Origin of the sequence: Niabella beijingensis (genome assembly GCF_020034665.1) — a bacterium.
In the GTDB taxonomy this organism is placed as follows: Bacteria; Bacteroidota; Bacteroidia; order Chitinophagales; family Chitinophagaceae; genus Niabella; species Niabella beijingensis.
The window spans coordinates 3540984-3566695 of the sequence record NZ_JAIQDI010000001.1 but is presented as its reverse complement, the minus strand read 5'-3'; the positions used below and the strand labels follow the sequence as shown (position 1 = coordinate 3566695).

22 protein-coding genes are annotated in these 25712 nt (G+C 48.6%); 9 read left to right on the top strand and 13 right to left on the bottom strand.

Annotated features, from left to right (window positions below; translation table 11 throughout):
- Nucleotides 1-2: 2 nt before the first annotated feature.
- Complete coding sequence (locus K7B07_RS15000) at nucleotides 3-1226, bottom strand: HD domain-containing protein (RefSeq protein WP_223710959.1); 1224 nt, start codon at nucleotides 1224-1226, stop codon at nucleotides 3-5.
- 152 nt (nucleotides 1227-1378) lie between these two features.
- Between K7B07_RS15000 and K7B07_RS14995 the strand changes: the two genes are divergently transcribed.
- From K7B07_RS14995 to K7B07_RS14975, 5 genes are all read left to right on the top strand, one after another.
- Nucleotides 1379-1663: a hypothetical protein gene (locus tag K7B07_RS14995; RefSeq protein ID WP_223710958.1), complete on the top strand. Its 285-nt coding sequence runs from the start codon at nucleotides 1379-1381 to the stop codon at nucleotides 1661-1663.
- A 52-nt stretch (nucleotides 1664-1715) separates the two neighbouring features.
- On the top strand, nucleotides 1716-2504 hold the full coding sequence (locus K7B07_RS14990; protein ID WP_223710956.1) for an MBL fold metallo-hydrolase: 789 nt from the start codon (nucleotides 1716-1718) through the stop codon (nucleotides 2502-2504).
- A gap of 191 nt (nucleotides 2505-2695) precedes the next feature.
- A complete protein-coding gene (locus tag K7B07_RS14985; RefSeq protein ID WP_223710954.1) occupies nucleotides 2696-2968 on the top strand; it encodes a DUF2089 family protein in 273 nt (90 codons plus the stop codon).
- Nucleotides 2961-3560 carry a hypothetical protein gene (locus K7B07_RS14980; RefSeq protein WP_223710953.1) on the top strand — a complete coding sequence of 200 codons (600 nt, stop codon included), beginning with the start codon at nucleotides 2961-2963 and terminating at the stop codon, nucleotides 3558-3560. The genes K7B07_RS14985 and K7B07_RS14980 overlap by 8 nt, the downstream gene beginning before the upstream one ends.
- A 29-nt stretch (nucleotides 3561-3589) precedes the next feature.
- Nucleotides 3590-4096, top strand: coding sequence for a PH domain-containing protein (locus tag K7B07_RS14975; protein ID WP_223710951.1), 507 nt, complete (start codon nucleotides 3590-3592; stop codon nucleotides 4094-4096).
- A 259-nt stretch (nucleotides 4097-4355) separates the two neighbouring features.
- Here K7B07_RS14975 and K7B07_RS14970 read toward each other — a convergent pair whose 3' ends face one another.
- From K7B07_RS14970 to cobA, 3 genes are all read right to left on the bottom strand, one after another.
- The gene (locus K7B07_RS14970) at nucleotides 4356-5042 is read right to left on the bottom strand and encodes a Crp/Fnr family transcriptional regulator (protein ID WP_223710949.1); all 687 of its coding nucleotides are present in this window, start codon (nucleotides 5040-5042) and stop codon (nucleotides 4356-4358) included.
- A 61-nt stretch (nucleotides 5043-5103) separates the two neighbouring features.
- A complete protein-coding gene (locus tag K7B07_RS14965; protein ID WP_223710947.1) occupies nucleotides 5104-5400 on the bottom strand; it encodes an Rdx family protein in 297 nt (98 codons plus the stop codon).
- Nucleotides 5401-5541: 141 nt separating this feature from the next.
- A complete protein-coding gene (cobA, locus tag K7B07_RS14960; RefSeq protein ID WP_223710945.1) occupies nucleotides 5542-6315 on the bottom strand; it encodes a uroporphyrinogen-III C-methyltransferase in 774 nt (257 codons plus the stop codon).
- Between the two features lie 196 nt (nucleotides 6316-6511).
- Here cobA and nirB point away from each other — a divergent pair, with 196 nt between their 5' ends.
- From nirB to K7B07_RS14940, 4 genes are read left to right on the top strand one after another with little or no spacing between them, the layout of a single operon-like run.
- The gene (gene nirB / locus K7B07_RS14955; RefSeq protein WP_223710943.1) at nucleotides 6512-9001 is read left to right on the top strand and encodes a nitrite reductase large subunit NirB; all 2490 of its coding nucleotides are present in this window, start codon (nucleotides 6512-6514) and stop codon (nucleotides 8999-9001) included.
- Between the two features lie 25 nt (nucleotides 9002-9026).
- Nucleotides 9027-9413, top strand: coding sequence for a nitrite reductase small subunit NirD (gene nirD, locus K7B07_RS14950; protein ID WP_223710941.1), 387 nt, complete (start codon nucleotides 9027-9029; stop codon nucleotides 9411-9413).
- Nucleotides 9400-9810, top strand: coding sequence for a hypothetical protein (locus K7B07_RS14945; protein WP_223710940.1), 411 nt, complete (start codon nucleotides 9400-9402; stop codon nucleotides 9808-9810). The genes nirD and K7B07_RS14945 overlap by 14 nt, the downstream gene beginning before the upstream one ends.
- Before the next feature lie 31 nt (nucleotides 9811-9841).
- Entirely contained in the window at nucleotides 9842-10696 is an 855-nt protein-coding gene (locus K7B07_RS14940; protein WP_223710938.1) for a formate/nitrite transporter family protein, read from the top strand.
- Between the two features lie 502 nt (nucleotides 10697-11198).
- On the opposite strand, the gene K7B07_RS14935 is transcribed toward K7B07_RS14940, so the two are convergent.
- From K7B07_RS14935 to K7B07_RS14895, 9 genes are all read right to left on the bottom strand, one after another.
- Nucleotides 11199-12395 (bottom strand): glycoside hydrolase family 76 protein, encoded by a 1197-nt coding sequence (locus tag K7B07_RS14935; protein ID WP_223710936.1) that lies wholly within the window; start codon nucleotides 12393-12395, stop codon nucleotides 11199-11201.
- A gap of 125 nt (nucleotides 12396-12520) precedes the next feature.
- Nucleotides 12521-13654 carry a SusE domain-containing protein gene (locus K7B07_RS14930; protein WP_223710935.1) on the bottom strand — a complete coding sequence of 378 codons (1134 nt, stop codon included), beginning with the start codon at nucleotides 13652-13654 and terminating at the stop codon, nucleotides 12521-12523.
- A 46-nt stretch (nucleotides 13655-13700) separates the two neighbouring features.
- Nucleotides 13701-15359, bottom strand: a complete 1659-nt coding sequence (locus K7B07_RS14925; RefSeq protein WP_223710933.1) for a RagB/SusD family nutrient uptake outer membrane protein — start codon at nucleotides 15357-15359, stop codon at nucleotides 13701-13703.
- Between the two features lie 9 nt (nucleotides 15360-15368).
- Nucleotides 15369-18680, bottom strand: a complete 3312-nt coding sequence (locus tag K7B07_RS14920; protein WP_223710931.1) for a SusC/RagA family TonB-linked outer membrane protein — start codon at nucleotides 18678-18680, stop codon at nucleotides 15369-15371.
- Nucleotides 18681-18886: 206 nt separating this feature from the next.
- Entirely contained in the window at nucleotides 18887-19954 is a 1068-nt protein-coding gene (locus K7B07_RS14915) for a FecR family protein (RefSeq protein WP_223710930.1), read from the bottom strand.
- A gap of 66 nt (nucleotides 19955-20020) precedes the next feature.
- Nucleotides 20021-20746 (bottom strand): RNA polymerase sigma-70 factor, encoded by a 726-nt coding sequence (locus K7B07_RS14910; RefSeq protein WP_223710928.1) that lies wholly within the window; start codon nucleotides 20744-20746, stop codon nucleotides 20021-20023.
- A complete protein-coding gene (locus K7B07_RS14905) occupies nucleotides 20743-21513 on the bottom strand; it encodes a HEAT repeat domain-containing protein (protein WP_223710926.1) in 771 nt (256 codons plus the stop codon). The genes K7B07_RS14910 and K7B07_RS14905 overlap by 4 nt, the downstream gene beginning before the upstream one ends.
- Nucleotides 21514-21582: 69 nt before the next feature.
- Complete coding sequence (locus K7B07_RS14900) at nucleotides 21583-23853, bottom strand: alpha/beta hydrolase family protein (protein WP_223710925.1); 2271 nt, start codon at nucleotides 23851-23853, stop codon at nucleotides 21583-21585.
- 95 nt (nucleotides 23854-23948) lie between these two features.
- On the bottom strand, nucleotides 23949-25418 hold the full coding sequence (locus K7B07_RS14895; RefSeq protein ID WP_223710923.1) for a glycine--tRNA ligase: 1470 nt from the start codon (nucleotides 25416-25418) through the stop codon (nucleotides 23949-23951).
- Between the last annotated feature and the right edge of the window lie 294 nt (nucleotides 25419-25712).

The window sequence follows — 25712 nt, the reverse complement described above, 5'->3', positions numbered from 1 at the left end:
TTTTAATGAATCCTAAAGGAACAAATGTAATATTTTTTAACAGGCATCGTTGTTTTTACGTTGATCAGCGCATTGTCCACCTCTGAAATATCCTTTAAACTTCCCTCTTTATAAAGGATCGTAATGGCTTCGTTCTTAGGATTGTACAAACTGTTGCTGGCTTCTCCCCAAAAAACGAAATAGGCGGCTTCTTCTTCGCTTACCTCCATTTTAGCAGCCATCTCCCTCCGGGTCTGCAGCAGGAACGCTTCATCAAAGGGCTGCGCCTGCAGGCGGATCTGCATGATCCTGCGTTCCACCAGGGCCTGGCACAGGTAGGACAGCACTTTATCCGGATGCCGGCTCCAGTTCTTGATAGTGGCGGCCATATCATGATCGTCCATACTGCAAAAATCAAGCAGGAGACGGTCCCGGTCCTCCGCATTGGCGGCACCATGATGTAAAAAATGCTCCAGCGACTCTGTGGCCGCCGTTATCGGTACCCCACGGGCGATCAGCTCCTTTGCCCTTCGGATGATCATTACCAGCATTTTTTCTGCAGCCACTACCGTTTTATGCAGGTACACCTGCCAGTACATCAGCCTTCTGCTCAACAAGAACTTTTCGATGGAATAGATCGCTTTTTCCTCTACCACCAGGTTTCCTTCGTGCACGGCCAGCATCTTCAGAATGCGGTCGTAGCCGATGACACCTTCCGCCACACCCGTAAAAAAGCTATCCCGGTTCAGGTAATCCATCCGGTCCACATCCAGCTGCCCCGAAACCAGCTGGTGCAGGAACCGCTTGGGGTGCGTGTCTGTAAAAATAGCCAAAGCAGTTTCTAATTGATTGTTAAACTGCTGATTGAGCTCCTGCATAATGGCAAGAGATAGCTTTTCGTGATGGACGCCCGGGATCAGCTCATGCTCCAGCGCATGGGAAAAAGGCCCGTGGCCGATATCGTGCAGCAGTATCGCGATCTTTGCGCCCAGCTCTTCCTCCGGGGTAATGACAACCCCTTTTCCTTTTAGTTCCTGAAGCGCGGTACACATCAGGTGGTAGGCGCCTAGAGAGTGTAGCAACCGGGTATGAACCGCGCCCGGGTACACCAGGTGGGCAAATGCCATCTGATGAATGCTACGTAAACGCTGATAAAAAGGATGAGAAATGATGGCCAGTAACAGCGGGTGATCAATGGTTATAAACCCGTAAACCGGATCGTTGATGATTTTGCGAACGTTTGCCATTTTTTAAGTTGCGCTCAAAGTTAGGAAAAGGTTTCAGGTTTCGGGTTCCAAGTTTCAGGTTTAACGTTCCGGGTGGGTATTGAGATTTGAGGTTTCAGAATTGGGAATTGAGATTTCAGAAAGGTTATCTTTGTCCTTATTGATAAGCAGCTATGATCAAGTATACACAAAATTCCCTGAATAAACTGGAGACCATCCCGGAGCAGTGCGGCTATGTGCTGCGCTATGAGCGGGGTACCTTTCAAAGCGGGTACTGCATCCTGGACAACAAGAAAGTGGTGGTGCTCAATAAATTTTTGCAAACGGAAGGACGGATCAACGCACTCCTGGAGATCATCCCGCAGCTGGATATTGATCCGGCACTGCTAGATGAAAGCTCTAAGAAACTATATGCGGAAGTAATAGAAAGTGCAACAGCAGACGACACAGAGCCTTAGAAAACGAACAGATCCTTCTGCTCCATGAGCTTTTTCCTATTTTGCATCAAACATGTCTTACCCACCTCTTCATATTACTTTTTTGGGTACCGGAACCAGCTCCGGTGTGCCGATGGTTGCCTGCGACTGCCCGGTTTGTCAATCCGGAGACCCGAAGGATAACCGCCTGCGATCCAGCATCCTCATCCAGTCTCCTGAAACCACGCTGGTGGTGGATACCGGTCCGGATTTCCGCACCCAGCTGTTGCGCCAGTCAGTGAAGAAACTGGATGCTGTTGTTCTTACCCATTCGCATAAGGATCATATTGCCGGACTGGATGAAGTGCGGGCCTTTAACTATTTTCAGCAAAAGCCCATGGAGCTTTTTGCAACCTGCGCCACGCTCGACCGGGTAAAAATGGAATTTGATTATGCCTTCAGTGAGCACCGCATCGCGGGAGTACCTTCCATCAACCTGAACTATATTGATGAGCAAACGATTTTTGAAACCGGCGATCTGCAGATCGAACCCATTCCCGTATGGCATATGCGGATGCCGGTATTGGGCTTCCGGTTTGGCCCCTTCACCTATATCACCGATGCCAACCGGATCGATGAAGCCTCCCGGGAAAAGATACGTGGCTCAAAAGTGCTGGTGCTGAACGCGCTGCGTCATGAGCCCCATGTTTCTCATTTTACCTTAAAAGAAGCCATCGCGCTGGCTGATGAACTAGAGATCCCGCAGACCTATTTTACCCATATCTCCCACCAGATGGGCTTCCACGAGGAAGTAACCGCCCTATTGCCGGCGGGCAGGAATCTGGCCTTTGACGGCTTACAGATCGATTTATTGAACAGCTGATCCTATCATCCGGTTCCGGCGGCTAATTGCCCCGAACACCGTTTGATGGTGTGACATGCGCTTTCTTCTGTCGGTCGGGAGCACCTGCAGGGTATGCCCGGCCTGTTCCCGAGAATTTATTTTCAAATCCGTAAATTAAATTTTATTGAATATTATTTTAATTTTATTAAAATTAATATTACTTTTATTTAATGAAACTTCCAGTTAATTGTCCAAGCTGCGAAAATCCATTAAAGGTCAGCCAGCTAAAATGTGAAACCTGTCTGACGGAAGTGACCGGTAATTATGAACTGCCGTTCTACCTGAAACTGAGTCGCGAGGAACAGGATTTTATCATGAACTTTTTCCTGGCCAGCGGCAGCATCAAGGAAATGGCCCGGCAGGCGGATACCAGCTACCCCACCATGCGGAACAGGATGGATGATATGATCGCAAAAATCAAAAAAATGACCGGCAATGACTAAACGACCGAATGCTTTTATAAATCCTTTTGAACGGTTCACTGAAAAAAAACTGGCAATAGCGGGAACGCTGTGCTTACTGGCCGGAGCCATCTTATTCCGGTGGTGCCGGCAAACCAACGACGGAGTTTATCATATAGCACCCAAGCCGGATCTTACCCTTACAGGGGCATTGACAGAAGCGATTTGCTGCACTGTTCTGCTCACCGCCCTGTTATGGGTCCTTGGAAAGTTCATCAATATAAAAACGAGAGTCATTGATCTCGCAAATGCCACCCTCATCCACCGGATACCGTTGATCCTGGGCATTCTTATGATACAGCTTCCTGTTGTAAAGACCACTACGGAGAGGATCCTTCATGCCACGCGGAACAATACCATACAGGAAATAACCAGCAGGGACCTGTCCATCGCTTCCCTGACAGGGCTTTTGATGCTGGGATTGCTGGTTTATTCCATCGTATTGCTGGTAAATGGTTTCCGCACAGCAGTGCATGCAAAAAAAGCCGTTCATTACATCGGTTTTGCTTTCGCATTGATCCTTGCAGAAGTTATTTACCGGTCCTTTATTTACCCGGTCCTTTCCAGGTTGTAAACAGGATCGTATATCTCAAATTCATTATTATGGAATTCAGCGCATCATACGACAAAACCACAAAGCTTATCACCGCACTTATTGGGGTGCTGATGCTGGCGATAATGGCATTCATATGGACCGGCCTGAAAACCGCCGGCAGCATGCTTCCCGTTTTATTCATGGTTCTTGCGGTTGTTTTCTCGCTGTTTCTTCCCTATGGGTTGTCTGTAAAAAAATACCGGATCGACGGCGAGGCCCTGATCATCTGCCGGCCCTTTGGCGAAAAACAATTCCCGCTTGCAACGCTTGCTGCTGCAACCATTATCGGTCCGGAACAGCTGCGCTGGTCGTGGCGGGTATTCGGAAGCGGAGGGCTGTTTGGGTATTTTGGCACTTTCCGTAATAAACAGCTGGGCACCATGACCTGGTACCTTACCCGGCGCGATCGCCTTGTTCTGGTAACCACCGTAAAAAACCGGAAACTGGTTTTAAGTCCGGATGATCCGGAAAGATTTATAAAAACCTATCAGCAATTGAAAGGAGGGTTTATCTGATGCTGCCATTTTGGATACCCGCGTGAGGGATACGAAGGGCGGTCCGCCGGAGGCGGGACGGTACGCGCCCGGTACGGCGCGTACGGCACCCCGGATGTAGCCCGGCCCCGGCAGGGATCATCTGCACAACAGCTACCGGAGCCGTACAGCAGCGGATCACGGATATATAGATCCGGAATACCGGGGACACGCCCAATAAAAACACAAAAAAGTAACCCTCCTGAAGCCAGGAGGTCATATACAGGAGCTCCAAGACCTATCAGGTGGCCAGCTGCTGCAAGGCCGGTACATTGCACAACAGAAGCTGTCTGCCGGTTGCGGCAATCCAGCCCTGTTCTGAAAACTCCAGCAGGAACCGGTACACGGTTTCGTAGGTAGCGCCGGTATAAGCGGCCAGGTCCTGCCGGCTGATGTTTATCGCCGGACCGGCATCCGTTACAGTGCCTATTTTCTTATGAATTTCCAGGATCGCTCTTGCCACTCTTTTTTTAACTGGCACATGTGCCAGCTCCTGCATGCGTTGTTCGGACAACTGCAATTCATCTGCAAAAAACAGCATGAAGGCATACAGGAGCCGTTGATTTACCGCAAGGGTCTTATGAAAAAAAGCCAGTTCCAAAAAACATAAAGTGCCGGACGCAATGGCGGTTGCCCCAACCGGGTACACGGCTGAATGCGTGGAGAGGCCCCGGTGCCCCAGGATATCATCGGGACCGGCAAAGCGGATGATAAGGTCTTTTTCCTGCTCCCAGCGTTTGTGCACTTTAACAACCCCGTCTATCACAAAATAAATACCCTTCACTTCTTCACCGGCACTAAAAAGAACCGCCCCTTTTTTAAACTTCCATATCCGGCAATGGACATCCAGCGCCGGCCACCATTCCGGCATACACATGCGATACAAAAAGCTGTCTGTAACAGCGGTACCTTCTTTTGCTTTCTTCATTGTTTGTTATTAAAATGCCAGCGATTTCTGGTGAACGCGGCAGGTGGCAGAAGCGTCCCGATCAGGATTCGTGCCGGCGATGTTCAGTATCGCTATGTCCCAGGCTTTTGTCCGGACAGACGCGGTCGCGTACCCGTTGTTTCAGTTCCTTTATTTCCGGGAAGCCGCCATCGCGTTTCCGGTCGAAGATACACTCACCATCCAGCAGTATCTGAAAACGGCCGCTGACCGTATCAGGCTGCAGGCTTACGCCTTTCAGTTCTTCCTCAAAGGTGGTCAGCAGCTCCTGTGCGATATAGGCAGCACGCAGCAGCCATTTACATTTCGGGCAATACTCTATTGTTATTTCCGGTTTCATACTGTAAAGTTAGAAAAATAGCCCTGACTTGTCCGGCTCATCAATTGCCCAGCCGGGATATTGCGGAACGGCGCACGCCAGGATATGATCCGTTGGGCAGGTGCTTCCAAAAGAACGATAAGTATAAATGTGCTGTGGTTTTTATACAGCGTTCCTCATTGCCATCGCAGCCCCGCTACCGGTAACCGCAGGATCTGCCAGTGCACGGTTCAGGTTCACCACGTCGCCGATAATGATGACCGCCGGGTTGCCCAGTCCGCGGTGTTGCGCACGGAATGCAATGTCTTTTACTTTACCCGTCACCATCCGGGCGTCAGGCCGTGTACCGTTCTGAATAATGGCAGCAGCGGTCTCTCCTTTTCCGGCCTCGATAAAGATATCCATGATCGTTTCCAGCTTACTCATCGCCATCAGTAATACCACGGTTGCCGTTGAACGCGCAGCCAGTGCAATATCGTCCGATACCGCACCAGATCGTGTGGTACCGGTGATCACCCAGAAACTTTCGTTGATCCCCCGGCATGTCAGCGGCAGCATTTCCGATGCCGGAACAGCAAAGGCACTGGAAATTCCGGGAATTACTGCTACCTCCATTCCGGCGGCCACGGCGGCGTCGATCTCTTCCTGTGCCCGTCCGAACACAAAAGGATCACCTCCCTTTAGCCGCACGATATACTCATATTGCTGTCCATATTCCGTTATCAGGTCATTGATCGCCTGCTGGCTTAAGGCATGACAGCCGAAACGCTTGCCCACAAACCGCCGGACAGCTGCCGGTTGCGCATGATCCAGTAATGTTTCATTTGCCAGGGCATCATATAATATTACGTCTGCTTTTTCCAGCGCTTTTATTGCTTTCAGGGTGATCAGCTCCGGATCACCGGGTCCGGCTCCCACAAGGATTAATTTCGCCATAATAATATATTATAAATATATTTATATAATATTTTTTTAAGTAAATATAATATTTTTTATTGTTTTTTGTTGTTTAAAATACATTTTACTATATTTGAAATGAAATATAATTATAAAAAACATTAAATAATTTATATTTTATTTTTTATAATTTATAATAATTGCCTGCCGTTCTTATTTCATAAAATAAAGCAACATGAAAATTATTGTCATTGGCAATGGCATGGTAGGCCAAAAATTCTGCGAGAAACTGATCGCCCGTGCGCCGGAAGATCTCGAACTGACCGTTTTCGGGGAAGAAACCCTGCCAGCCTACGATCGTGTACATCTGAGTGAATATTTTGCCGGCAAGACCGTGCAGGATCTGTGTATGAAGCCCATGAGCTGGTACACCGAAAATAACATCGACCTGCATCTCGGGGATCCAGTCATCCAGGTTGACCGCGACGGGAAAACAGTTACTTCCTTTGATGGAAAACAGTTCTCCTACGACCACCTGGTATTTGCAACGGGGTCTGCAGCTTTTGTACCGCCGATCTCCGGCGTGGATAAGCATGGTGTTTTTGTTTACCGTACCATTGAGGACCTGAACCTGATATGGCGGCATGCAACGGTGGCCAGGTCTGCCGTGGTTATCGGCGGCGGGCTGCTGGGCCTTGAAGCAGCCAAGGCTATGCTGGATCTGGGCATTACGGATACGCATGTGATCGAATTCGCTCCCCGCCTGATGCCCCGGCAGATCGATGAGGGCGGTTCCCACGTCCTTACCGGGAAACTCAGGGAATTAGGCATCACCACGCATACGCAAAAAAATACCGCCGTGATCCTTGGGAATGAAACCATCACCGGGCTGATGTTTACCGACGGCAGTATCCTCAGCACCGATATGCTGGTAATCTCTGCGGGTATCAAACCCCGCGACGAGCTGGCCCGCAAATGTGGCCTGGCACTGGGCCACCGGGGTGGTATTGCTGTTAATGACCAGATGCAAACCAGCGACCCCTTCATCTTTGCCATTGGCGAGTGCGCAGTACACGAAGGCGCTGTTTACGGGCTGGTGGCCCCGGGGTATGAAATGGCTGAGGTGGTGGCGGAGCAGCTCACCGGCGGCGCCAGAGACTTTAAAGGATTTGACATGAGCACCAAGCTGAAGCTGATCGGCATTGATGTGGCCAGCTTTGGTGATCCGTTTATCGGTGGTGATGAAGCCCGTTCCATTATTTACCACGACGATCATAAGGGCATTTATAAGCGCATCAATGTTTCCAATGACGGCAGCGAGCTGCTGGGAGGGATCCTGGTTGGCGATGCGGAAACCTATAATAAATTACAACAGATCTGCTCGAACAGACTGGCAGTGCCGGCTTCCCCTGTCGATCTTATTGTAACAGGAGGCGGATCCACCCCTGGTGCAGCTGATTTTGAGCTCCCCGCCGAGGCGCTGATCTGCAGTTGCGAGGGCGTAAAGAAGCAAACCATCGAAGACGCAGTTGTGCAGAACAGCTGCGAATCATTCGATGCTGTAAAGAAATGCACGGGTGCCGGATCCGGCTGCGGCGGATGCACACCGATGGTAAAAGACATCATCACAGCCACATTAAAAAAACAGGGTAAAGCGGTACGCAATGTGATCTGCGAACATTTTGCCTATTCCCGTCAGGAGCTCTACGACCTTGCAAAAATAAAGGACCTGCATTCTTTTGATGAAGTACTGGACACCCTGGGCACGGGCGATGGCTGTGAAGTATGCCGGCCCGCCGTCAGCTCCATACTGGCCAGTCTCTGGAACGACCTGATCATAAAAAAAGAAAGCGCTACCTCACAGGACACGAATGACCGGTTCCTGGCCAACATTCAAAAGGGAGGTACGTATTCGGTAGTGCCGCGGATCCCCGGTGGAGAGATCACACCGGAGAAACTCATCGTCATTGGCGAGGTTGCAAAAAAATACAACCTGTATACCAAGATCACGGGCGGACAGCGGATCGATCTTTTCGGGGCGCACCTCAATGACCTGCCCCTGATCTGGGAAGCACTTATCGCCGCAGGGTTTGAAAGCGGTCATGCATATGGAAAGGCCCTGCGCACCGTTAAAAGTTGTGTCGGTTCCACCTGGTGCCGTTTTGGATTGCACGACAGTGTAAGCTTTGCCGTACGTGTGGAAAACCGGTATAAAGGTTTAAGGGCGCCGCATAAGATCAAATCAGCGGTTTCCGGCTGTATCCGGGAATGTGCCGAAGCACAATCCAAAGACTTTGGCATTATTGCCACCGAAAAAGGCTGGAACCTGTATGTATGCGGTAACGGCGGCTCCAAGCCCCAGCATGCCCTGCTGCTGGCCGCCGATATCGATTCCGAAACCTGCATCCGGTATATCGACCGGTTCCTGATGTTCTACATCAAAACAGCCGATCCCCTTACCCGTACCGCCACCTGGCTGAATAAAATGGAAGGAGGCATCGACTACCTGAGAAATGTAGTCGTGCATGACAGTCTGGGTATCGCCGCCGAACTGGAGGCACAAATGCAAACACTTGCAGATCACTACGAGTGTGAATGGAAAAAAGCGGTGGAAACACCGGAGCTGCGGAAACGGTTTACGCATTTTATCAATGCGCCCGAGACCAAGGACCCTACCGTAGCATTTGAAACAATGCGGGGGCAAAAGAAAGCCGCCGCCTGGTAATCTCTTTTCAAACAAAATACACAGTATGGAAAAAAGCAACTGGATCTATGCCTGTAAGGCAGCAGACATGCCGCACAATGGAGGTGTGTGCGTGCAGTACGGAACAGAGCAGATCGCTCTTTACTATTTCACCCACCGGGATGAATGGTATGCCACTCAAAATCTTTGTCCGCACAAAAAACAAATGGCACTAAGCCGGGGCATGCTCGGTTCACAGCAGGGCGAACCCAAGGTGGCCTGCCCCTTCCACAAAAAAACCTTCTCACTGGCCACCGGGGATTGTCTTAATGATGAAACCTGCAGCGCCATTAAAACCTACCCTGTTAAAGTACAGGAGGGCAATATCTTTATTAATGTCGCATCCATCTTCACTCCCAACCCTTCAGCACATTCAGCATATGAACCACAATAAATACAAACTACTGACACTGGCAGCGATCCTGCTGCTGACAAAAGTCACTACCGCACAAACCGTATCCCTCTCCAAAACCAGTGCCTCCCTGTGGGACGGCATGGTGGTAGCGGGTTACGTGGACGACGGTGCCTTTATCAACTTTGGAGGGCCTGCCGTTAAATGGACGCACAAGCCTTTTTGTATCAGTCTCGGCATGCTGCCCTCACTGCGCATCAAGGAAGATAAGGTTACGGGCAACGCCCCTAAAAACAACACGGTCACTCCATCGCTTGGCTGTGGTCTTACTGCCTCTTACAAACACCTGGCCCTCCAGTTGCCGTTGTACTACAACGCCAAGACCGCTGCCGCAGACGGAAAATGGCATGTGGGAGTAGGCCTGGGTTACAAATTTTAAACCGTATTATCATCAAACTAAACCCCCAATTATGGATTATAAAAAACCCGCAGAAGTAATTGCCTTAATGATCCAGGCCGGTACTGATAAAGGCCGGCTGGGCACCACTGATCTTTTTATAAGAGGCGCTTTATCCGGCATGCTGCTGGGCATTGGCACCACTCTTGCCGTTACCGGCAGCGTTCAGACCGGTATTCCCATTGTGGGCGCACTGTTATTTCCCATCTGTTTTGTGGTGGTGGTACTGATGGGGCTGGAGCTGGTTACGGGGAGCTTTGCCCTGCTGCCGGCGGCTTATTTTCATAAGAACCTGCCAATGCCCGTGCTCCTGCGTAACCTGGCCGTTGTTTATGGCGCCAATTTATTCGGCTCGCTGCTGTATGCCTTCCTTTTCTGGGCTTCGGTTACAGGCTTCGGGCAAACCCATGCCTCACCCCTGATACCCGCTATCATCAAAATTGCGGAAGCAAAGACGACCGGCTATGCTCAGCTCGGAGGTGCGGGTATTGCCACGGCTTTTACCAAAGGTATTTTATGCAACTGGATGGTAAGCATGGGTGTGGTGCTGGCACTTACTTCCTCCTCCACGATCGGCAAGATACTGGCCGCCTGGATCCCGGTATTCATGTTCTTTGCCCAGGGCTTTGAGCACGCTGTTGTAAACATGTTCTTAATACCCGAAGGCATATTGCTGGGTGCCCCTGTAACGGTTAACGACTGGTGGCTGTACAACCAGATCCCTGTTACACTCGGAAATATTGTGGGCGCTTTATTATTTACCGCCGGAGCCCTGTACCTCACTTATGGCAGAAAAAAACAGGCAACGGCCGCGCCGGAAAATGCTCACGCTACGGCCGTTCCCGAACTGCAGAACCAGATGGTCTGAGTAAAAACCAAAATTGATCCCTGTTCCGCTGAACTTGTTTCAGCATCTCATCAACATACACAGCTGCAGCATCGTCCGCAGCCCGCTTCAGATGCAGGAACAGGCCCGGCATGGCATAGTATTTTTACTATTATGACGCCGCAATGCAGCGCTGATCTTTGAAGTAGCAGGCAATGAAGGAGCAGCACACTGGTGACACATGAAGTTTATACCACCGGTATATGAAATTACCGCCGCGCTGCGGCTGGCGATCTCATTTGTCACTCCGGATTACAAACATTACCGGCGCGCTGCGCCTTATCTATTTGTCCTTACTGAAAAAGTATGTCAGAAAATGCCGGCTTCAGGATATTTCTGCACCTCGTCAACATACACAAATGCCCCATTATCTGTTGCCGGCAATCCCCGATGCAGGAACAGGCCCGGCTTGACATAACAGGTTATTTATCCGTTATCACGTATCAAATACAGCACCTGTCAATGTCATGCCGGTTCTTTTCCCTTATTTTATAAGCCCTTTGCTTTGCAGCAAAGCCATTGCTTCTATTGTAGTGGCACCGCTTATTGCAGCCCGCAGATCACCCCAGGCCTCCGTATCAGGAGGAATCTTCCACCAGGTATAACTCATCTTTATATCGGGTGCTTTCTGTGTTCCTTTGATCCAGAGATAGGATGCATTGTTTTTCAGAAATGCCAGATAGCGCGTCCGGTCTGCTTCCGGGAGGTCCGGATGCTGGATCAGGATCGTAAAATACCGTACAAAGATACCCTTGAAGAGGTTCACATCATTGCCGCCGCCATTGCCGGACTGTTCGCCGTAATCTTTCATTACGCCGTAAGACTTATCAATATTATGCGTGATATGGTAGTTGGTGATCCTGACCGCATCATCAAAATAGGTTTTATCCTTTGTAATACCATACAGCTCCAGGGCCGCACCCAGATAGGTACCCACATCATAAGAGTAATCATTGTTGGTATTCTTGATATTCTCGAAGATCCGGCCGGAAGATAATATGGTGCGATTGTATTTCATCCAGTTGTAGATCCGCTTTGCCCATTCCAGGTTATTCAGTCCGCCATTCATCTCCTCCGGATACAGTTTGTACCGTCTTGCCGCAATGATCGCAGCCGGGCCGTTTGCCGGGATACCTTTCCCTTCTTTCAGCTCATCGGATTGTTTACGCCATTTGATGCCGCCACCGTCATAGTCGGTCCATCCTTCTGTGATCCATCGCCACAGGTCCTTTGATGATTGAGCATAGCGCTGATCACCGGTAGCTTCCAGTGCACGCATGTGCGCCAGTCCATGCCATCCCATATCGTCATAAAATTCATTCTCCCAGTTGTCGCTGTACCAGTTCTTTTTCCGGACCCCTTCATAAAAATCATAAATCGCCTGTTTAAACCGGTTGTCCTTCGTTCTTAAATACGCATCCACGAGCACATCCAGGCCGTGCGCTTCCGGCCAGTAGTCGTTCCATTGGATATCGCCGGTATACGTATTATTGAATACATGCTGGGTGGTATTCCAGTACCTGCCTACAAATGAATTGGTACTGCTGTCTGCGGCTGCAATCCAGTTTACCTGGTAGAAGCTGTCACGGGCCGTGTCGCTTCCCAGGTATACATCATCATATTTCTGACAGGATGCAAACATTACTATAATAAGGCTATAAATTATAGCGATCTTCTTCATCTGTTTGTTTTTTTAATGTTTTTAATTGCCGGGCGAATGCCCCGCGGTTGTTATAGCCGGCCCCGACAGGGTCGCGGGCCTTCCATAACAACATTTCAGGCCAAGCGCCTTTGTCGCTTCGTTCTTTAATTCACTTTTACCGTATGGGTATAGGGTGCTCCACCTTTCATCGTTACGGTAACCGTGGTGTTGGCACCATCCACCTGTGTGGCAAATTTCCATTTATCATCCCATTGTGAATTCTGATCCAGCAATCTGACATAGTAGTAAGAAGCTGGCGCATCTGCGGCCGGGCGGCTGTCCGTGGCGTTCACCGTTCCCAGTTGTTTTGTACCAGCGGACGTTTCCATCTGGAATTTATACCGTTCATCCTTACCCCAGCTTTCCTGCCTGAAATTGATCACGCCTGTTCCGGACCAAACACCCAGTCCCTGGTAATCCAGGTTAAGGATGACCTTATTTTCAGGACAGAAGAACACGCCCATCGTTGTTATTTTTGTTGATGTGGTACCCTTATTGGTAAAGTCGATCGTGATCCTGTAAACGGCGGTTTCACTAACGCCGGAGGTTTCATTGTTATCGGCATCAGCCAGTTTTCCGGAAGTATTAATATAATATTCTTCAGGAGTACCCGAAGTGCGGTCCACAAATTTATATCCGCCCTGGGATTTGAGTTGTGTGTATATTTCAAATTTACCTTCACCTGTTTTTTGCAGCTTCATTGCATTGGCGATATCATCTCCCGTTTCAGAAGCCGCTCCAGTGAGGTATACATTATCCGGGATCACTTCAAATCCCTCCAGCCGTTTTACTGTAAGCTTTTTTTTCTGGCTGCAAACAGCGGAGCTCAGTCCGCGCCAGGAAGTAACCGACCAGTAAACGGTTCCTGTTTCTCCCGTAGGAATGCCCGCAGCAGCGCAGGCCCGGTTGATATCAAGATGGGAGATATTGGCGTACAGTTCTTTGCCGGTATTATCGGAGGTGATCCTGTAAACCGGGTTTTCCTTGTCCGACTCTTTATAAAAGACTACTTCATAAGAAACCAGCTGCCCGTCCTGTGCATGACTGGGCGCCCACTGGAACAATAAACGGGCATCTGATTGCGTGCTTAAGGTAACCTGCTGATTTTCCAGCGGAGCATACAATTCATCCACCGCGCTCACTTTCGGGTCCTTATATTCCATATCACTTTTCTTGCATCCCGTAATAAAAACAAAAAGGGAACATGCAATAAAAATTTTGGCGATTATCGTTTTCATATTATTCTATTTGAATTTTATCATTTGCTTATTTTAAAGACCGCATTTAATATCCCGGGTTATTCGGCTTCAGGTTCTGGTTCAGATCCATCTGGGTCAGCGGAACCGACCACAGGTAATCCCGGTTGTCGTTAAACTTATATTGATTCACCCGCACATAGCCTCCGTCGGTATCACCACCTGCCCCGGAAAATCTGAAGCCATGCATGGTTCCGTTAAGGACTTCCTGCCCGATTTTCCAGCGTTTGACATCGTACCAGCGCAGCCCTTCCAGTGCCAGCTCCACGCGCCGCTCATTCCGGATCACATCCCGGATCTCTCCCTGTGATTTGGCAGCCGGGTAATCCAGTGCAGCAGCCACTTTAAATCCCGCCCTTTCGCGGATCGGCCGGATGGTGGTATCCCATTCCTGCTGTGTTATTTTTCCCAGCTCATTACAGGCTTCGGCATACATCAGTAATACATCCGCAAAACGGAACATGATAATGTTCAACCCCGACTGGTTATTGGGGGTCATCGTCCAGTCGTAATACTTATGCACATAGTATCCGGTCTTGGTCTGCCGTTCTACCGGGCCTTTGTAGGAATCACTGGTATTGGTGCCCGCCGCCGTCCGGATCACATCCACGGAACCATTTTTATTCTGCCATTTGTAATTATCATATACGACCGTAGCCGATAAGCGGGGATCCCGGTTCACATATGGATCGTTTTCATTGTAGGCGGGGTCCTTACCCGTTCCTTTTACCGGAAGGCCGTTCATTGTGAGGTAGCAATCCACCAGTTCCTGGGTGGGATTATCCGCCGATATTTCTGCGTTTTTAGATATCGGGGCCATCTGGCTCATATTGGTCCAGTATTTCAGGTTGGGCACATAGGTGATATCCAGGATCACTTCATTGTTGTATTCATTCTCAGGAGTAAAAAGCATAAAATAGCTTTCTTCTTTTTTGGCCGGATACTGAAACAACTGGTAGGCGCCGTATTTTGACGGATCGTTGATAAGGTAACCGGCATACTCCTTTACTTTCTGATAATTGCCTTCATATAAATAGGCCCTTGCCTGGAACGCGCAGGCGGCGCCAATTGTAATGCGGCCCTTCTCTTCCGCAACCAGGTTTTCCGCCCTGGGAAGATTTCCCCTGTTCATGATATCATCCAGCTCGGAATGAATAAAGGCGAGGATCTCATTTTTTGGAGTGCGTTTTATTTTGTATGCATCATCCAGTGAGATCTCCGTTGTAAAGAAAGGCACATCGCCGTAGTAATTGACAAGACGGAAATAGAGATAGGCTCTTATAAAACGGATCTCATCGATCATCCTGTTTTTTGTCGCCTCCGGCATGCCCGGTACCCGGTCTACATTTGCCAGAAAAACCAGGCAGGTCTTTATGCCGCCGTAAGCGTCCTTCCATTCATTCGCGAACAGATTCAGCGAGGCCGTAGCTTCTCCCCTGCGGATCGAATTCTGATCGCTTGTTCCGTAAGTATGTACCATGTTATCACTCAGGAATTCATCCCGCCACATGATACCGGCACTGTACATCTGGTTATAGCCCATATTCAACATCAGTTTTGCCTTATCAATATCGGTCCAGTAATTGGCCTCTGTAAATTTGCTGATGGGTGCTATATCCAGTTTCTGGCAGGAATAAAACTGTATTACTGCCGTTATAACAGCTATGCTATATATTAATTTTTTCATTTTCAGCTTTTAAAATTCTATGTTGATACCTCCGCCATAAAACTTAAGCGTAGGATAATTCCTGCCACTGTTTCCACCGGACGCACCCAGAATATTACTAAACTCTGTAGATTCCGGGTCAATGAAAGAATTCTTTGAGAAGGTGAACGGATTCTGTGCGTTTACAAATGCGCGTATCTTACCCAGTCCCCACCTGCTGACCAGTTTTTCAGGGAACGTATATCCCAGCTGGATGTTCTTTACACGGATATACCGGGCATTCAGCAGATAAAGGTCGGAAGCATGTCCCCAGTTATTGGCAAAGGAGGCTGAGTTGTCCGTGGTCAGCCGCGGGTATTTTGCATCCGTGTTGGTCACCGTCCAGGTATCCAGCTCATGCTTAAAGATCACCGGGTACCAGGCCCCGTTATGGAAGGGCGTATAAATATCTCCCCGGAGTGATTGCAGCCGCTTGCCCACGCCCTGGATCAGCAGCGACAGGTCGAAGCCCTTATAATTGACATTGTAGGTAAAACCGAAATTATAATGCGGGAACCCGTCACCCAGGTAAAAGCGGTCATCATCATTAATGATGCCGTCATTATTGCGATCCACATATTTTACATCTCCCGGCTGCGGGGCAGCACCAACCGGAACCGCTGAAGCCGCTATTTCATCATAGCTTTGGAACAGGCCATCCGTTTTAAGCCCGTAATAAGCCCCAAGCGGCAGGCCATTGCGCCGGATGAATCCGATATTATCCACGGTGCGGATCTCCGGGTTGCCCAGGGCAACTGCCTTGTTCTGCGTATTCCCGATATTAAAGGAAAAGACATGGTTCACCGGACCTGTCCGGAGGTTATAGCCGATGTTCAGCTCCCAGCCTCTGTTTTCCATAGAGCCGATATTGATATCTCCCAGTTCGGTTCCAATCACGGTTGGGGTTATAGGTACCAGCAGGATACCGGTTGTTTTATTAAAAAAGTAATCCACGCTTACAGACAGGCTGTTCTTCAGGAAGGACAGATCGGCCCCGATATTCCTGGTGTTCACTTTTTCCCAGGTCAGATCGGGACTTCCGATCTTGAACCCGGTGCCGGAAGCGATCTGGTTGTTGAAACCGGTAGTATTGGCATACACGGTGTAGGTGGTAAAATACTGGTAGTCGTCTATTTCCTGGTTCCCCAAAATACCCCATGAGCCGCGCAGCTTCAGGTCGCCTACATGATCCTTGTAACTGCTCATGAATGATTCTTCGGAAAGTGTCCACCCGACGGAAGCCGAAGGAAAAGTTCCCCAGCGGTTCTCCCTGGGAAAACGGCTGGACCCGTCTGCACGGATGGTGAACTCTGCGGAATACCGGTTGTCGTAACTATAGTTTAACCGGCCGAATCCGGACTGAATCACCCGTTTCAGTGTATTGCTTACTTCTGTGCGGGTATCCTCAAAGGTCGTTTGCCCCGATACAGGCGTACCCAGATCCGGATCGGTAAATTTGGTTTTTGCATCAACACCCCGGTTATTCAGCACCTCCTGCGACACACCCCCCATTGCTGCGATGGTGTGCTTGCCTATTTTTTTGTTATAATCGAGTAATACCTGTGCATTGATAAAAATACCTTTCATCGTATAATTTTCCGTCTCCCGGTTGGTACCGTTCATTACAGAATCCGGGCTGTCCGGACTGTTATAGACGGGGTACTGAAGTCTGCGGATAAACCGCCAGTCGGAGGTCATATCATAACCGAAAACGCCTCTTGCCTTCAGGTCCTTTGTTATTTTAAGTTCCAGCGTGGTACCGATGTTGAGCCAGTCGTTGTTATGCCGGTTATAACCCGCCCGCTCCAGCTGCGCTGCCACGTTGGTACCTACAGAACTGTTGATATACCTGCCATCCGCCGTTTTGGGCGCATTGTAATAGTACTTGGGCGTACGGCTGGCATCGGCTATTTTGAAACCCTGATTGGCTTCATCGCCTTTGATATCATTCCGTACGTACCCCATTACCACATTTACTTTGAGCCGTTTATATTCGGTAGTGAATTTCGAGCGCAGGTTGTACCGTTTTACTCCATAACCCGGGCCGATAAAATTGCTGCCCTGACTGAAATAACCGCCGGATACCATATAGGTGCTGTTGGCGGCTCCGCCGGAAATATTTACATCATAGGATTGCAGGGGGGCGTCCTTAAAAATATAGTCCATCATCCACTCCGCATCCCCATGATCCTTCAGGTCCTGTATCTGTGCCGGTGTATATGCCGGGTTATTACCTCCGTTGGCCAATGCCACGTTAAGCAGGGTGGCATTCTGCCAGCCATCAACCGGCTCGTATAAGATATCCGGTGTCTGAACCCCGTAGGAAGCACTGAGCCCGATCCGGGGCTTGGAATTTTTTGCACCCTGCTTGGTGGTGATCAGGATCACCCCGCTTGCCGAACGGGAGCCGTATATAGCGGCAGTACCGGCATCTTTCAGGATGGAAATATTGTCCACATCATTGGGATTCAGTTTATTCATATTCTCAATGCTCGAGATCATCCCGTCGATCACCACCAGGGGCGAAGCATTCGTCAGGGTATTGATCCCGCGGATATTGATATTTATGTCATTATTATTGGGATCCATGTTCTTCTGCTGTATCAGCAGACTGGGCGCTGCCCCCTGCAATGCCTGTGTAAGGTTCCCTACGGGCCGGTTCGCAATATTCCTGGAAGAGATCTGATCCACAGCCCCGGTGATCCGTTTTCGCGTGGTTGTTCCGTAGCCGATCACGATCACATCTTCCAGGCGCTGATCCAGCGCGGTTAATTCAATGTCACCCAGCTCTTCGCCCGTTACCAGAAATTCCCGGGCTTCGTATCCTACAGCAGAGACCACCAGAACAGCCGTGTTGCTGCTCAGCTTCAGATTAAATACCCCATCGGTCCCGGATATGGTTCCGTTACTGGTCCCTTTTTCCAGCACACTGGCACCCTGCAGGGGATGCCCGAGCGAATCCACTACCCTTCCTTTTACGGTCAGCAGCGCTCTTTTTCTTTCTGCCGGCACGATCGCCAGCAGGTCCTTTCTCATTTTTTTATACGTAAAACGGGTATTGACCAGCAACTGGCGCATCACATCGTCGATGGAAGCATCGGAAACATCCAGGTTGATCTTCTGATTTACAAGCGTTAAGCTGTCACTGTACACAAAACGGTAGCTGTAACCCGCCTCTATCTTTTTTAAAGCGGCGGAAAGGGAGGTCCCTTTAAGATGCAAACTGATCCGTTCCTGCGTATTACCTGTAAAAGCTATGGACTGAAATGCTGTAAGGAATAAAAAGATGAATGACAATTTCATTAGCAGCAGAAATTTAATGAGCCAATACCTTCCCCGTCGCATGGCAAGGCAATCCGATTTTTTCATATTTTCGTTATGATTTAATGTGATGGAATATTGCAGTTCTGCAATTATTTCTGTCAATTTTTCCGGCGAAAGATGTTGCAGCATTTTTCGCCTTTTTTTATTTTCTATGCTGTCATAGTTTCTTTTTAGGGTTAATAATGTTATTTCAGGATCGTTACCGTATTTCCGGATATCTTATAATTAAAGCCCAGCACCAGTTTGAACGATTCCAATACTTCCGTCAGACTTTCATTTTCATAAATACCGCTTATTTTTCTGCTCAGCAGGGAGGAATCGCTGGTCTGCATCGTAACGCCATACCATCGTTCCAGTTCGGGGAGCACATCTTCCAGCCTTGACTGGTCGAATACCAGCCGGTTCTTTGTCCACTGCGCTTCTTTGACTGTGGAATCATTCTCCATTGCTTTTACCGTCATAATAGCGATATCCGGCAAGCTATTACCGGCCGGCTTTTTCAGCTGGCCTCCTTCTGTAATATTCCGCACCACCAGCTTTTCATTGGGTTTCAAGACCAGTATCTTCCGGTCTCCTTTTTTCTTCAGTGTTACCTCCACCGATCCCCTTAACAAGGTGGTCTGCATATCTTCCTCGCTGGCATAGGCCCTTACATTGAAAACGGTACCCAATACCTTGATGTTCATTAAGGCGGTGTGTACAATAAATGGGTGCGCGGCATCTTTTACCACATCAAAATAAGCTTCACCTTCCAGTGTCACCTCACGGGTACCATTGCCAAACGACTGATCATAAAATAATCGGGTATCGGCGTTCAGCAATACCTTTGTTCCGTCAGGAAGTTCAACTGTTGATTTAGAACCCGGCCGGGTAGCCAGGACATTTTTCGGTACCGATGCCTTTTTCTTATCGCTGAAAAGAACATACCAGGCAGCCCCCGCCAGCAGGATGAAAATGGCAGCAGCCGAAAGTGCAACGGTCATCTTGCGCAGGGGACGCTTTTTTTGTGAGAGCCGCTGTAGCTGATCATCCTTAAAGATCTTCTGGTTCAGACGTGCCACTCTTTCATTCAGCATCGGCTCTGTATAACCGTCGAAATACAGGCTTCCTTTAAAAAAATCATCCAGTAAAGTGATCAGCTGCTGATCATCGGGATTGTTTTCCAGGTATTCGGCTAATTCTCTTGCCTCAGGAAGCGTAAGCATCCCCGAAGCCTTTTTTGCAAGCAATTCCGTAAGTCTTTCTTTATTCATCAAACTGACCTGTATGTATATGTCAGTTTTTTTTAGCTGCTACCCCCAAAAGGAACAAAACTTTTTTTACGCTTTTTTTGTGCTAAAACGTTTTTTCAATTCGGGCAAAAAAAACTCAAGAGACTCCCGGATCTTACCCATTGCAATAATCATTTGGTTCTCAACGGTTTTTACCGAGAGTTGGAGCAATTGCGCCACTTCCTGGTATTTCATCCCCTCTTCCTTTACCAACCGGAAGATCAGCCGGCATCTCGGGGGAAGCTGGTTGATGGCCCGCAGGATCTCTTTAATATTTTCATTACTGATCAGATCTGCTTCGGGACCATTATAGGTATAGCTCAGCAGGAACTCATCCCCGGTTATTTCTTCAATGGTCTTTTTCCGGGCCTTTAATGCATTAATGGCCGCGTATTTACTGGCGGTATAAATATAGTGTGAGAAATTATTGATTGAAACCAGCGTATTCCTGTTCTCCCATAATTTCAGGAAAACATCCTCCACCACTTCTTCTGCAAGCTGCCGGTCATTAAGGATACCTGCGGCAAAGGATACCAGGCCGGGATAGTAAAAGACGAACAGCTCTTCAAAAGCGGACTGATCATTGTTTTCGGCAACGGAACAAACAAGATATTTCTTACGCTTCTCAGTCATCGTACCGGTGAAAATACAAAGAATCTTACAAATGTTATCCATACCGGTAAGCGGAGGCCCTCCAAATATCAGCAGGCAGGGCAAAGACATTCCTGAGCCTGTTGCCTCCCCGTATGATCCTGCCGCCCTGGCAATGTTCATTTTTTGTCCTTGTCAAAACAGGCCGTAACCATTGCCCTGGCCGCTGCCTGGGTAAGTGCCGCAAAATCCTTATAACGGTTATGTACATCAATGATCTCTTTCAGTGCATCCTGTACCAGTGTGGAATTCTCCCAGGTCTTCAGATCAGTCAGCACTGTTTGCAAACAGCCTTTTTTATAGGCAATCTGTCCCAGCACATGCACCAGCGTATTACGAACCCGCGCGGTTTTATCAAACTGCAGTTCTTTTAACAGGGGAAGAATATCTTCCGGATGTGTGCGTCCCCGCAATTCTATGCCATGGCAGATCTCGCGGCGTATTTCCTTGTCTTCATGATGCAGATAGCGTTTTGCCCATTTAAGAACAGGTACCGGGTTTACTTCTCCCATCTTTTTTACGGATCCTATGACGGCATTTCGCACCGTATGATGTGCATCGGACAATCCGCGATCAAAGAACAGCTGAACCGTTTTAAAATCCTTCTTCCCGATCTCTCCCGCGGCATTTACTGCAGTCTGCCGGACATGATATTCCTTATGTGTTGCCAGCTGTTGCAGTGCTTTTAAAACAGAACCCTGTAATGCAGGTTTTTCAAAGTAGATCCGACCTGTTGCCAGATAAGCGGTTTTGCGGATATAGGTATCAGCATCTTTAAAATACCGGAGACAGGCCCTGCCTTTACCTTCTCTGAACGCTGCTTCGAGAGCTGCACTGATCTTTTGAACCAGCCGGGTCCGGTCTGCCTTCGACAGGTCATAGAACGCCATCGTCTTGAAATTTTATTCCCGTCCGGAAAATGCGCTTACTGTTGTTTTCTTCAGTAATGCTTTCCTGATTTATTTTAAATACCCTGCCAGAAACCCCAGCATGGTCTTATAGAATCCGATGCGGTTCTCTTCCCGTTGAAAGCCGTGTCCTTCGTTGTATTTTACCATATAAGGTACATCAAACCCCTTTACGCGCAGGGCTTTTACGATCTGGTCGGACTCGTTAATATTTACCCGTGGATCGTTGGCTCCCTGTACTACGAGTAATGGTTTTCTGATCTTATCCAGCTGGTAAAAAGGTGAAACCTCTTTCGCTATTTTAGCCTCCTGCGGATCATCCAGGTCATACCAGATCTGTTTTACCATTTCTTTATATGGCTTCCAGTATTCCGGAAAGGATGCAAAGAAGGTCTCAATATTAGAAACCCCTACATAGTCGACACCGCAGGTATAGAGGTCCGGGGTCTTCACCAGGCCCATAAGGGTGGCATAACCGCCATGACTTCCGCCATAGATGGCCTTCTTATCCGGATCGGCCCATCCCTTTTCAATTACATAGTTTACGCCATCTTCTATATCGTCCATCAGTTTGCGGCCGATCTGTTTAAACCCTGCTCTTAAAAAGTCCTTGCCGTAACCGCCACTGATCCTGAAATTCACCTGTAATGTGGCATAGCCCCTGCTGGCAAACAATTGTGTTTCGGGGTTAAAGCCCCAGCTGTCGCGGACGCCCTGCGGCCCACCATGCGGGTTCACTACCAGGGGCACTTTTTTACCGTTCAGTGCCGCTTCCGGCAGGGTGATATACCCATGAATTGTTTTACCATCGCGGCTTTTGAAGGCAATGGGCTTCATTACTGCCATATTCGCCTCTTTCAGCTGCGGCATCAGGTCATACAGAAAAGTGGTCTTAGCCGAGGCCACATCATAGATATAATACCTGCCCACCAGCCGGTCGCTGGTCACATATACCAGGTATTTGCTTTCATCATCTGTTTTGCCGGTGATAATAAACTGGTAGTCCTTGAATTCCTTTTTCAGATCTGCGCTCATTTTTTTAAACAGTCCGCTTACCGGGATCACTTCTTCCTTTTCGCCCTCATAGGAGTAGTAATCCACCTCATAGTTACGCTTACGCGAGAGCCCCAGGCCACCGGCATCATAATCTTTGTTGGAAAATACTTCCTTGATTTTTTCCTTCTTTTTAAAATCATACAGGATAATACGTGCCCGGTCAGAATCCAGGTTGGTTAAAACATAAGCCTCGTCTGGATTGGATGGGTTATAGCTGAAAGAAAGGATATTAAAATTATCATCCCAGTTATTGGTAAAATAAAGCTCGTAGTCGTTAGCGCCGGCCGGTTTATAAAAATACTGTGTTTTAATCCCCTGGAACATTTTCGAAAATCCCCGGAGGTTACCGTCCTTATCAAAATCATAACCGGCAATGGGATTGCTCACATCTTTATTTTCATACAGTTTCTCCAGCTGGCCCGTAACCACATTCACTTTATACGGCTCAAAGATCTGTTTGTTATCCCGGTTCATCGAAATGATCATATAATTTTTCTGATCTTTCAGGATCCGTTCTATACCGGCCTGCACATCATCAAAAGGCGTCAGATCCAGTACATTGCTGCCATCCACATTGGCCGCGTAGATATGATAATTCTCATTGCCGCCTTTGTCCATGGCGTACACCAGCCGTTCATCATTGATCCAGCCATAGCCCTTTATCAGCTCTTCTTTTTCTTCGATAGCGCGGTTTATCTTTCCGGTGGCTATTTCCTTTACATATACATGACGTTTCCCCGCATCGTCCTTTTCCATATAAGAAAGGTATTTACCTCCGGGCGACAATTGAAACTGGGAAGATTTTGGCCGGGCAAAATAATCTTCTACTTTATATTTATAATCGCCTTTATCCTGGGCCATGATCTTTTGCAGCTCCACTTCCCCGGATGGCAGGGTCGTGTCCCCCGGTTTGGTCACCACCGTTTTTGTCAGTGTTAAGGGAAGCTGCATGCCACCCTGTTTAAACTCCCCGGTGATAGTACTGCCGCTGAGCGTTCCGTTATAACTGATCCCTGCGGCTTTTACAGCGAGATAGAGCTTGTTGTCTGCAAAGCTGGTACTGTCTACCGGGATACCGCTGGCGCCCTGATCTGGGCTGTCCATAGTGGTTGCCCATCCGCCGGCGCTATCCTTTATATGAAAAATCAGAGAGATCTTTGTTCCCTGTACATCCAGTGCGCCCTTCCAGGAGCCGTTAATTGATTGTGCATTCATTGTCATTATAGTAAAAAGTGCAGCTGCCAGGCTAAATAAAGCTCTTTTCATAAATTGCTTTTTTGCAAAGTAATAAAACTATCCTTATAAAAATAACACACCCGGAATACCAGATGTGTTATTTTTCCTTTATTCCCAGCTGAATATTATTTTATGGCATTACCCACGACGGAACCGATCTGGTCGATGTGGATCCGCTCCTGCTCCATACTGTCGCGGTGACGGATGGTAACCGTGTTGTCTTCTTTTGTCTGGTGATCGATCGTAACACAGAACGGAACACCCAGTGCGTCCATCCGGCGGTACCGCTTACCGATGGCATCCTTTTCTTCATAGAAGCATTTAAAGTCTCCCCGGTATCTGGCCATGATATCTTTTGCGATCTCGGGCAGCCCGTCTTTTTTTAATAAGGGGAACACCGCCAGCTTTATCGGTGCCAGCTTCGCCGGGAACTTCAATACCACACGGCTATCGGACTTTTCCGCAGTGCTCAGGTCCTCTTCCGTATAAGCGGCGCAGACCATTGAAAGGAACATCCTGTCCAGACCAATAGAGGTCTCGATCACATAGGGAATATAATTACCGATCGGCTTTCCGGTTTCCGGATCGATATCATTATCGAAATACTGCATTTTCTTTTTGCTGTACTCCTGGTGGTTCCTCAGGTCAAAATCGGTACGGCTGTGGATCCCTTCCAGTTCTTTAAAGCCGATCGGGAAATTGTACTCGATATCGCAGGCCGCATCGGCGTAGTGCGCCAGCTTTACGTGATCGTGAAAACGGTATTCTGTATCGGGAACACCCAGCTCCAGGTGCCATTTCAGGCGTTCCTGCTTCCAGTACTCATACCACTCTTTTTGTGTACCGGGCTTGATAAAGAACTGCATTTCCATCTGCTCAAATTCCCGCATACGGAAAATGAACTGACGGGCAACGATCTCATTCCGGAATGCCTTACCGATCTGGGCGATACCAAACGGGATCTTCATTCTTCCGGTCTTCTGCACATTCAGGAAATTTACAAAGATCCCCTGGGCCGTTTCCGGGCGCAGGTACACTTTATTATTTTCATCTTCGGCAGAAACGGTGGATCCGAATTCGGTAGAGAACATCAGGTTGAACTGGCGGATATCCGTCCAGTTGGCCGTTCCACTCACAGGGCATTTGATCTTGTTATCATCAATGATCTTTTTCAGTGCCACGAGGTCTCCTGCCGCATCGGCCTTTTCCATTTCACCCGTAATGGCTGCGGCTTCCGCCTCTTTTCCTTCTGCCTTCAGCTGATCGGTATATGATTCGATCAGGTGGTCTACCCGGTAACGTTTTTTGCTGTCCTTATTATCGATCATCGGGTCGTTAAACCCATCCACGTGCCCGCTGGCCTTCCAGGTAGTGGGATGCATAAAGATCGCTGCATCAATACCTACGATGTTGTCCTGAAGCTGCGTCATGGATTTCCACCAGTAATCCTTAATATTCTTTTTCAGTTCGGCTCCCCACTGACCGTAATCGTAAACAGCCTGTAGACCGTCATAGATCTCGCTGCTGGGGAAAATAAACCCGTATTCCTTACAATGCGATATAATCGCCTGAAACTTATTTGAATCTGTTGCCATAGGCTGCAAAAGTAAGTTGAAAGGTTGATATGTATAAAAGATACGGCGGAGATTTCAGCTGAAGGCGGTTAGCTATCAGCTGTTAGCTTTTATATGCTGTTGCCCTGCTTCAGCTCTGAGATTTGAGAACCGGGACTTCAGACCTCAGCCGGGAGACTGATTTCCTGAAAAACAGCTGCCTGATGATCTGTTGTGATCCCCCAGTTAGACAAAGCTCAGCCAGCCAGTGACCGGGTCTCAAATCCGACGGCTGATCACTGATAGCTTATAGCTAATCGCTAAATAGCATACCTT

Bases quoted from the DNA above. Each gene is read 5' to 3' on its own strand.
- K7B07_RS14900 (WP_223710925.1), bottom strand. From the start codon at position 23,853: ATGAAAAGAGCTTTATTTAGCCTGGCAGCTGCACTTTTTACTATAATG.
- K7B07_RS14965 (WP_223710947.1), bottom strand. From the start codon at position 5,400: ATGAAACCGGAAATAACAATAGAGTATTGCCCGAAATGTAAATGGCTG.
- nirB (WP_223710943.1), top strand. From the start codon at position 6,512: ATGAAAATTATTGTCATTGGCAATGGCATGGTAGGCCAAAAATTCTGC.
- K7B07_RS14980 (WP_223710953.1), top strand. From the start codon at position 2,961: ATGACTAAACGACCGAATGCTTTTATAAATCCTTTTGAACGGTTCACT.
- K7B07_RS14910 (WP_223710928.1), bottom strand. From the start codon at position 20,746: ATGAACATTGCCAGGGCGGCAGGATCATACGGGGAGGCAACAGGCTCA.
- K7B07_RS14995 (WP_223710958.1), top strand. From the start codon at position 1,379: ATGATCAAGTATACACAAAATTCCCTGAATAAACTGGAGACCATCCCG.
- K7B07_RS14975 (WP_223710951.1), top strand. From the start codon at position 3,590: ATGGAATTCAGCGCATCATACGACAAAACCACAAAGCTTATCACCGCA.
- K7B07_RS14970 (WP_223710949.1), bottom strand. From the start codon at position 5,042: ATGAAGAAAGCAAAAGAAGGTACCGCTGTTACAGACAGCTTTTTGTAT.
- K7B07_RS14940 (WP_223710938.1), top strand. From the start codon at position 9,842: ATGGATTATAAAAAACCCGCAGAAGTAATTGCCTTAATGATCCAGGCC.
- K7B07_RS14985 (WP_223710954.1), top strand. From the start codon at position 2,696: ATGAAACTTCCAGTTAATTGTCCAAGCTGCGAAAATCCATTAAAGGTC.
- K7B07_RS14945 (WP_223710940.1), top strand. From the start codon at position 9,400: ATGAACCACAATAAATACAAACTACTGACACTGGCAGCGATCCTGCTG.
- K7B07_RS14915 (WP_223710930.1), bottom strand. From the start codon at position 19,954: ATGAATAAAGAAAGACTTACGGAATTGCTTGCAAAAAAGGCTTCGGGG.
- cobA (WP_223710945.1), bottom strand. From the start codon at position 6,315: ATGGCGAAATTAATCCTTGTGGGAGCCGGACCCGGTGATCCGGAGCTG.
- nirD (WP_223710941.1), top strand. From the start codon at position 9,027: ATGGAAAAAAGCAACTGGATCTATGCCTGTAAGGCAGCAGACATGCCG.
- K7B07_RS14920 (WP_223710931.1), bottom strand. From the start codon at position 18,680: ATGAAATTGTCATTCATCTTTTTATTCCTTACAGCATTTCAGTCCATA.
- K7B07_RS14935 (WP_223710936.1), bottom strand. From the start codon at position 12,395: ATGAAGAAGATCGCTATAATTTATAGCCTTATTATAGTAATGTTTGCA.
- K7B07_RS15000 (WP_223710959.1), bottom strand. From the start codon at position 1,226: ATGGCAAACGTTCGCAAAATCATCAACGATCCGGTTTACGGGTTTATA.
- K7B07_RS14895 (WP_223710923.1), bottom strand. From the start codon at position 25,418: ATGGCAACAGATTCAAATAAGTTTCAGGCGATTATATCGCATTGTAAG.
- K7B07_RS14905 (WP_223710926.1), bottom strand. From the start codon at position 21,513: ATGGCGTTCTATGACCTGTCGAAGGCAGACCGGACCCGGCTGGTTCAA.
- K7B07_RS14925 (WP_223710933.1), bottom strand. From the start codon at position 15,359: ATGAAAAAATTAATATATAGCATAGCTGTTATAACGGCAGTAATACAG.
- K7B07_RS14930 (WP_223710935.1), bottom strand. From the start codon at position 13,654: ATGAAAACGATAATCGCCAAAATTTTTATTGCATGTTCCCTTTTTGTT.
- K7B07_RS14990 (WP_223710956.1), top strand. From the start codon at position 1,716: ATGTCTTACCCACCTCTTCATATTACTTTTTTGGGTACCGGAACCAGC.